The 6,423-nt window shown below is 76.3% G+C and carries 4 protein-coding genes; all 4 read left to right on the top strand.

Annotated elements, in window-relative coordinates; translation table 11 throughout:
• The first annotated feature begins 334 nt into the window (after positions 1 to 334).
• A complete protein-coding gene (locus ACFZCY_RS40575; RefSeq protein WP_391185474.1) occupies positions 335 to 988 on the top strand; it encodes a DsbA family protein in 654 nt (217 codons plus the stop codon).
• 70 nt (positions 989 to 1,058) lie between these two features.
• Positions 1,059 to 2,108 carry an aminotransferase class V-fold PLP-dependent enzyme gene (locus ACFZCY_RS40570; RefSeq protein ID WP_391185471.1) on the top strand — a complete coding sequence of 350 codons (1,050 nt, stop codon included), beginning with the start codon at positions 1,059 to 1,061 and terminating at the stop codon, positions 2,106 to 2,108.
• Between the two features lie 103 nt (positions 2,109 to 2,211).
• A complete protein-coding gene (locus ACFZCY_RS40565) occupies positions 2,212 to 3,666 on the top strand; it encodes an SWIM zinc finger family protein (protein ID WP_391185468.1) in 1,455 nt (484 codons plus the stop codon).
• A complete protein-coding gene (locus tag ACFZCY_RS40560) occupies positions 3,663 to 6,326 on the top strand; it encodes a DUF6493 family protein (protein ID WP_391185465.1) in 2,664 nt (887 codons plus the stop codon). Before ACFZCY_RS40565 ends, ACFZCY_RS40560 begins: the two co-directional genes overlap by 4 nt.
• Positions 6,327 to 6,423: the final 97 nt, after the last annotated feature.

Raw genomic sequence — 6,423 nt, 5'->3', positions numbered from 1 at the left:
GTCCGAACCGAGGATCTGCCGTGGGGGGCCCCCCCCCCCCCCGGCGCCCCCCCCCCGGGGCCCGCCCGCCCGCCAACCCGGGCCCCCCAACCCCCCCCCCCCCAACCACCCCAAACGGGCGCCCCGCGCGCGCCGCGCGGCGGCCCCCCCCGGCCGCGCCCCCGCCCCCCGGCACACCCCCGCGCCCCCCCCCCCCCCCCCCCCCGGCGGGGGGGCCCGGGGCCCCCCCCCCCCCCCCCCCGACGGCCGCCTCGCGTTCCGGGGCCGGAAGGGATCCGGGGCGGAAGGGATCCGGGGTGGGAAGGAATCCGGCGCCCCGGTGGTTGATTCCCGCATGCGCGTAGAAATCTGGTCCGACATCGCCTGCCCGTGGTGTTACATCGGCAAGGCCCACTTCGAACAGGGCCTCGCCGCCTTCGAGCACCGGGAGCAGGTCGAGGTGGTGCACCGCTCGTTCGAGCTGGCCCCGGACAGCCCCCGCGGCGAGACCTCCCCGGTCCTCGACATGCTCGCGTCCAAGTACGGCGTCCCGCGCGAGCAGGCCGAGGCCATGGAGGCACGGGTGGCCCGGGCCGCCGCCGACGCCGGGCTCGGCTGGCACCCCGGCCGCGACCACGGCAACACCTTCGACCTCCACCGGCTGCTGCACCTCGCCAAGGACCGTGGCCGCCAGGGCCGCCTGCTCGATCTGCTTCTCACGGCACACTTCGCCGAGGAGCGCTCCGTCTTCGACCCCGCCACCCTGGCCGCCCTCGCCGCCGACGCCGGGCTCGACGCCGAGGAGGCGCGCGCGGTGCTCGCCGACGAGAGCCGTTACGCCGACGCCGTACGGGCCGACGAGCGCGAGGCCGCGGAGCTCGGCGCGAACGCCGTGCCCTTCTTCGTCCTGGACCGCCGCTTCGGGGTCTCCGGCGGACAGCCGGCCGAGGTCTTCACCCGGGCGCTCACCCAGGCGTGGGAATCGTCGCAGGTCAGCGAGGACGCATAAGCATCCCTGGGGGCACCCTGCAGAGATGTGCGATGGACGCCGGGGTGGGCCCGTCCCATAGTGGATGGACATGGAGAGCCTGGCGGGCGCCGAGTTCGCGCCACAGACGACGTACCTCAACACCGCCTCCAGCGGTCTGATCCCCGCACGCTCCGTGGCCGCCATGAAGGCGGCCCTCGACGACGCGGCCGCCGGCGGCCGCGTCATCGACGTGGCCTTCGAGTCGGTCGAGGCGACCCGCGCCGCCTACGCCCGGCTGGTCGGCGTACCGGCGCGGCGGGTCGCGGCGGGCGCCTCGGTCGCCGTATACGCCGGACTGATCGCCACCTCGCTGCCGTCCGGCGCCGAAGTCCTCACCGCCGAGGGCGACTTCAGCTCCCTGGTCAACCCCTTCGCCGTACGCCGCGACCTCGTACTGCGCAGCGCGCCGCTGGAGGAGCTGGCGGACGCGGTACGGCCGGACACCGCGCTGGTCGCGGTGAGCGCCGTCCAGTCGGCGGACGGCCGGATCGCCGGTCTCGACGCCATCCGGGACGCCGCCCGCGCGCACGGGGCGCGCACCCTGGTCGACCTCAGCCAGGCCGCCGGATGGCTGCCGGTGAGCGCCGGGGCCGACGACTTCACCGTGGCCATCGGCTTCAAGTGGCTGATGAGCCCGCACGGCACCGCCTTCCTCACCGTGCCCGACGACCTGGGCGGCCTCACCCCGGTCTTCGCGGGCTGGGTCGCGGGGGAGGAGCCGTGGGACAGCTGCTACGGGCCGGTGGCCGAACTGGCCCGGTCGGCGCGGCGCTACGACGAGGCTCCGGCCGTGTTCGCGTACGTCGCGGCCCGCCACTCGCTCGCCCTGCTCCACGAACTGGGCACCGAGGCCGTGCACGCCCACAACAGCGCCCTCGCCGACCGCTTCCGCGCCGGGGCCAGCGGCCTGGGGCACACCTGCCTGCCCGCGCCCGGCTCGGCGATCGTCTCCGTACCGGGGCTCGGCGAGGCCGCGCCCCGGCTGGCCAAGGCGGACGTGCAGGTGTCGGCGCGCGCCGGGAACCTGCGCGCCGCCTTCCACCTCTACAACACCCCCGCCGACGTGGACCGCCTCCTGGAGCTGCTGTCCGGCGCCTGAGCGCCGCGAAGTGCTGGGGAAACACCTCGACCGTCCGGCCCGTGGCCGGATGTTCCACCGCGGACCCGAAACGCTGTCAGTGGCGGGCCTTAGCGTCCCAGCCATGACACGAACGGCACAGACATACGCCTATCTCCGCCCCTCCGCCGTGCGCTCCACGGCGGAGGGGCGCAGCCTCGGCCTGGAGACCTCCGGCGGCAGCACACCCGCCGGTCAGGAAGCCCATCCGCGCTTCTTCCGCGGCTTCCTGACCCACCCCCAGGCAGCCGCCGCCGGACTGCTGTGCGTCGCGGACGTCGCCGCCGCCCGCTACTACCAGCCGCTGCCCCCGTTCTCGCTGGACCCGGTCGTCACCGGGAACGGGGACCGGCTGCGGTTCGAGTCGTTCTCCGGCTGCTGCGGGGTGTACGCGCGCCTCGACATGCTGGGCGACGCCCTCGACGGCGACGACATCGGGCACGGCACCACCAATGTCGACGTGAACATCCCGCTCCGGGACGCCCTCACCCGCGTGGGCGCGACCGATCCGCTGCGTCTGGAGGTCGGGCCCGACGAGCTGACCGTCACCACCTTCGACGGGCCGGTGGTGGAGAAGAAGGTGCCGCTGCCCGGCCGCTGGCTGCGCGGCTTCGCCGAGACGCAGGTCGTCGCCTCCGGGTTCGACCTGCGGGCCGAGCTCCCCGCGGCCGAGGCGGTGCGCTTCCTCCGCTCCCTGCCCCGCCCCGGGGCCCGCCGGGGCGCGTCGCGCGGAGCGCGCTGGGTCGTACCCGCGGGCCGTTCGCTGCGCGCGACCACACGGCCGGTGCCCGGCGCGGTCTGCCTGCCGGGGCCGGAGCGGCTGACCGTGCTGACCCGGGTGCTGCGCCACGCGACGGGCCTGCGGATCCACGGCCCGGCCGTCACGGCGGGCAGCGGCCCGGTGGCCGGGGCGTGGGAGATCGGGCTCCCGGGGATGCGCCTCACCCTCACCCTGTCCCCGGACGCCGCGCGGGGCTTCTCCGGCGAGGGCGGCGTCCTCGACGCCCTCGCCTCGGACGAGTCCGCCGAGGACGCCGACCTGGTCTCCGTACTGCTCGCCTGGGACCCGGCCGTCGACATCGCCGGCCTGGCCACGCAGTCCGGGCTCACTCCGCAGCGGGTACGGGCGGCGCTCACCCGCCTCGGCACGGCCGGGCGCATCGGCTACGACACGGCGGAGGCCGCGTACTTCCATCGGGAGCTGCCGTACGACACCGGGCGGGCCGAGCGCGACAACCCCCGGCTGCGGGCCGCCCGCGCCCTGGTCGAGGCGGGCGCGGTGCGTCTCGACGGCGAGTCGGCCACCGTCACCGTCGACGACCACATCCACCGGGTCAGGTCCGCCGAAGGGCGGCTGACCTGCACCTGCCGCTGGTGGGCCGAATACCGCGGCGGCCGCGGCCCGTGCAAGCACGCCCTCGCCGTCCGCATCGTCCGCCGCACGGCCACATCCCGCACGGCCACATCCCGCACGGCCGCACCTCGTACGGCCGACACCGCCCAGGACCCGGCCATCACCCCCAACGGAGCCACCCGATGAGCGACGCCACCCAGGACGCGTACGACATCGCGTACGCCATCCCCGACGGGGCCACCGAGGGCGTGCGCGGGCTGCTGCACGCCGTGCGCGAGGGGCGCGCCGACGACGTCCCCGAGCTGGTCGGCGCGCTCACCGGCGCCGAGCGGCGGAAGTGCCTGCCGGTGCTCAAGGCGTGGCGCAAGGAGACGCGGGACAACCTCGCCCGGCGGAGCGATCGGCACCTGGCCGTGCTCCGGGCGCTGCTGCCCGCCGGGGCCGGATGCTGCACGGGCGCGGTGGCCGCGGCCGGATGGCTCGCGGGCAGCGCGCTGTGGCGGGACGACCGCGATCTCTCGCTGGTGCTCGAAGCGATGGGCGGCCGTGACCCCGAGTGGCTGGGCGAGGTGGCGCGGCGGCTGGCGGACCGCCGCACGGCGGATGAGGAGTATCCGCTGATCGCGGGGTTGGTGTCGGCCGCGGGCTGCGAGCCGCCCACGACGGACGGCTTCGTCCTCGGCTGGTTGCGCGGCATCCCGGCCCGTGGCATGACGATCGCGGAACGGCTCCGGGACGACCCGTTCCTCACGGCGGTCGTCCCCCGGCTCTTCGAAGTGCCCGGGGTCGGCTCGGACTTCCAGTACCACCGGCCGGACGACTCCGGTTGGGCCGCCGCGCTCGCCGGGCTCGCCCGGGAGGGGCTGCTCAGTCGCGAGACGCTGGTCGAGGGCTGTCTGTCGCGGCTGCTGCGCGGTGGCCGGCCCGGCGTGCTGACGGGCTTCCTCGCCCTGCTGACCGCCCTGGACCTGACCGTGGACGAGCGGGCGGCGCACACCCTCACCTGGGTGCGGATGCTGCCCGACGGCCACCCCCTGGTCGCGTCCCTGGCCCAGGAGACGCTGGCCGGACTCGACGCGGCGGGCCGCCTGGCGACCGAGCACCTGATCGAGGCGTCCGGGGCCGCCCTGCTCCGGCCCGAGAAGAAGATCGTGCGCGCCCAGCTGGCCATGCTCGACAAGGCGATGAAGCGGGATCGGTCCCTCACGGACCAGCTGCTGCCGGTGGCCGCCGAAACCTTCGGGCACGAGGAGCACAGCCTCCAGGACAAGGCGCTCGCCCTGGTCGTCCGCCACCGCAAGCAGGCGGGCGCCGCCGTCCTCGCCGAGGTCGCGGCGTGCGCCCGGCAGCTCCCCTCCGACCTGCGCGTCCGTGCGGCCGAGGCGTTTGGTGACCCCGTGGCCGCCGAAGCGGCCGGCACGCCCGTCGCGGAGGGCGACGTCCTGCCGCCCGTGCCGGGCCCCGAGCGCCTGGACCCCGCACCGCTCGGCCCCGCAGAGCTGGCCGAGGAGGTCGGCGCGCTGCTGCGCGGTGGCGGCACCCCGGCGCAGGAGGAGCGGGCGCTGAACAGTCTCGTGGTGCACTCCCACGGCGACCGGGCGGGCCTGCGCGCCGCGCTGGGCCCGGTGGTGGCGCAGCGCGGGGACTTCGTCACGTGGGGGAGCGGCCACGTCTTCGCGCAGGCCCTCGAAGCCGTCGTCACGTTCGTCATGGGGACGGCCACCGAGGAGGACCTGCGCACCCTCCGCTTCCGGTCCGGGGAGTACCAGTGCCCGCACACGGCGATCTGGTCCGTCTGCCTCAGCCGCGCGGCCGAGATCGGGGAGCGGCTGGACAGCGGTGACCCGTTGCCGTTCCTGCTGGCCACGCCCACCTGGTCGACGGGGGTCATCGACCCGGCGGAGCTGGTGGCCCGGCTCGCCGCGTACGAGCGCTCCGGCACCGAGCCCGGCCGCGCGGACCTCGAACTGGCCCTGCTGCGGCTCGACCGGGAGGTGCCGCCCGGGGTGCGGGCGGCGGCGGCCGGGCTCACCTCCCCGGCGGGGCGGCGGCTCGCCGCCTGGCTCGCCTCCGGCGGCCTGCCCGACCCCGTCGTCTCCCGGGAGACCGAGCCGCTCAGGCTCCGCACCCCCCGCCCCGGTGTGCTCGTGCGCACCGAGGCCCTTCCCGGGCACGAGGACCGTCCCGAGCCGTTCCGCTCACTGCTCGCCGCGCACGACCCCATCGGCAGTCGCTGTGTATGCGGTCGTGGCGGGGAGTGTTCCCCGCGGGCCCTGGCCCTCCTGCCCCGGCACCGGGAGATCATCGCGGCGCGGATGCTGTCGGCCTTCGCGGTCCTGGCCGAGTTCGACCAGCTCGGCGAGGGTGTGCCCGTGCTGCCCGCGCTGGCCGAGTCAGGCGGCCCGGCCGGGCCCGCGACCCATCTGCTGGTGGCGTACGGGCTGGGGGCGCGGCGCTTCGACGAGCGGATGTTCGCGGTGGACGCGATGCTCGTGCTGGCCGCTCGCGGACAGCTCGACGCGGAACGGCTCGGCCGGGACATCGCCGAGCTGACCGGTCTGCGCCGGCTCAAGCCGAAGCGGTTCGGGGAGGCGCTGCGGGAGGCGGCGCGCACCGGCGCGTACGCCACGGTGTGGGCGGTGCTGTCGGGCGCGCTCCCCGGGTTCCTGGCGGGCGAATCGGCTCAGGGCGCCGCCCCTGTCCTCACGCTGGCGGCGGAGTGTGCGGAGCGGTCCGGCGCCCGAGGGGCGATACCCGGGATCGACGAGCTGGCGGCCCGCCCGGGCTCGTCCCAGACGGTCAAGCAGGCGCGGCGGATCAGGGCGGCGCTGCGGGGGGACGCGTAAGAGGCCGCGCGGGGGGGCGGAAACGAAGGTGGCCAGGGGGAGGGCGTCGCGACGCCCTCCCCCTGGCCATCCACCTGACGTTCAGGGCCGAGGGGGC

It is taken from the genome of Streptomyces sp. NPDC007983, from assembly GCF_042958345.1.
In the GTDB taxonomy this organism is placed as follows: domain Bacteria; phylum Actinomycetota; class Actinomycetes; order Streptomycetales; family Streptomycetaceae; genus Streptomyces.
This window is presented reverse-complemented; position numbering and strand designations above follow the sequence as displayed.